The sequence below is a fragment of the Tahibacter aquaticus genome, from assembly GCF_004363655.1.
GTDB lineage: Bacteria > Pseudomonadota > Gammaproteobacteria > Xanthomonadales > Rhodanobacteraceae > Tahibacter > Tahibacter aquaticus.
Window position 1 is genome coordinate 1 of sequence record NZ_SNZH01000064.1, and the last position, 1,606, is coordinate 1,606.

1 protein-coding gene is annotated in these 1,606 nt (G+C 69.9%); it reads left to right on the forward strand.

The window, feature by feature from the left end:
* A partial coding sequence (locus tag DFR29_RS28785; protein ID WP_243746214.1) for a condensation domain-containing protein occupies nucleotides 1-1,606 on the forward strand: 1,606 nt, incomplete at both ends.

The window sequence follows — 1,606 nt, forward strand, 5'->3', positions numbered from 1 at the left end:
ATCCAGGTGACCTCGCGCGCCAACCAGGCCGGCATCGGCATCACCACGCGCCAGCTGTTCGAAGCGCAGACGATTGCGGCGCTGGCCCAGTGCGTACAGCCGCAGCAGCAGGTGGAACGGCCGCAGGGCGCGGTGCAGGGCGCGCTGCGCCTGCTGCCGATCCAGCAGCAGTTCCTGGCCGGCGACGCGCTGGACAAGCACCACCACAACCAGGCGGTGCTGCTGCAGGTGCCGCTGCAGTTGCAGCCCGAAGCGCTGCGCACGGCCGTGGCGGCGCTGTACCAGCGCCACGATGCCCTGCGCCTGCGCTTCGTCGAGCGCGACGGCCAGTGGCAGGCGCAACACCAGGCGCTGGATGACGCGATGCTCGCGGCCAGCTGCGTGGTCGAGACATTGCCGGCGGATGCGCAGGAAATAGCGGCGTTCCTGACGGCGCGCTGCAATCACTGGCAGGCTGGTTTCGACCTGGCGCAAGGCCCGCTGTTGCGGGTAGTGCTGTTCCAGGGCGAGACGACGGCGCGGCTGCTGTTGCTGGCGCATCACCTGGTGATCGACGGCGTGTCCTGGCGCATCCTGCTGGCGGACCTGGAACAGGCCTACCGGCAGATCGAGCGCGGCGAAACGGTGGCGCTGGCACCCAAGACCTCATCCTTGCAGCAATGGGGCGAGGCACTCGCCGGGTATGCGCAGAGCCCGGCGCTGCAGCAGGAAAAGGCCTACTGGCTGGCGCAGTACCGCCGGCCGGTGCCGTTGCTGCCGGCAGACCACGCCATGCCCGACGGCGGCGAGATGGCCGCTGCGGCGCATGTCGGCCTGCGCCTGTCGGCCGAAGACACGCGGGCGCTGCTGCAGCAGTGCAATCGCGCCTACCGCACGCAGATCAACGAACTGCTGCTGGCCGGCGTCTACCTGGGGCTGCGCCGCTGGAGCGGCGAGCCGGGCCTGCGCATCGCGCTGGAAGGGCATGGTCGCGAAGCCCTGTTCGACAACCTGGACCTGACCGAGACGGTAGGCTGGTTCACCAGCATCTACCCGCTGACGCTGTGGCAGGAAGACGCTTCGGTCGAGGCCGTGATCAAGGCGACCAAGGAGCAGTACCGCAGCGTGCCGGCGCGGGGTATCGGCTACGGCGTGCTGCGCCATCTGGCGCAGGATGCAGAGCTGATGGCCGCAGAAGCCGGGCAGTGGCCTGAGCTGGCGTTCAACTACCTGGGCCAGTCGGAACAGGCGGTCAACGAGGAGACGTTCTTCCAGGGCAGCAGTGAATCGGCCGGAGCCAGCGCCAGTGCGCGGCGGCGCCGGGCGCATGCGCTGGTGCTCAAGGGCATGGTGGCCGGCGGCGAGCTGCGCCTGAGCCTGGAGTACCCGCGCGAGCGCTACGAGCGCGCGACGATGGAACAGCTGGCGGCACACGTGGAAGCGGCGCTGCGCGAAGTGGTGGAACACTGCGCCACGCGCGAGCGGGCGGCCTTCACGCCGTCGGACCTGCCGCTGGCCCAGGTCGGCCAGGCGCAGCTGGACGAATGGCAGGCGCGCTATCCCGCCATGACGCGGCTGTATCCGGCCACGCCGATGCAGGCCGGCCTGCTGTTCGAAAGCCTGCTCG